Consider the following 325-nt stretch of genomic DNA (forward strand, 5'->3'; position numbering starts at 1 on the left):
AAAAGCTGTGGTTGCTAAAGCTGTTGTATTATTTCCTGCGGTTTGAGTTACTCCAATTGTTCCTGTTGGCAAAGATGGCGTTCCTGTAAAAGTAGGAGACGCAGATAAAACCACACTTCCTGTTCCTGTTTCGTCTGAAATCACTCCAGCAAATTCAGCGGAGGTAGTTGCTGATAATGCGCTTAATTTATCTGTGGTTACCACCAATGTTTTTGATGTTGGAATACTCGTGCCGTTCACACTAGTGGCTGTAGCTACTCCCAAAACTGGAGTTACCAAAGTTGGCGCAGTGTCCATGACAAATTTAGAACCTGTTCCTGTTTGA

1 protein-coding gene is annotated in these 325 nt (G+C 43.1%); it reads right to left on the bottom strand.

What is annotated here, in order from left to right; genetic code table 11:
* Positions 1–297, bottom strand: a 297-nt coding sequence (locus tag AAGV33_RS16395; protein WP_373393456.1) for a hypothetical protein, incomplete at its 3' end; no start/stop codon positions are given.
* Positions 298–325: the final 28 nt, after the last annotated feature.

Origin of the sequence: Flavobacterium magnesitis, assembly GCF_041729735.1 — a bacterium.
Taxonomy (GTDB): Bacteria; Bacteroidota; Bacteroidia; order Flavobacteriales; family Flavobacteriaceae; genus Flavobacterium; species Flavobacterium magnesitis.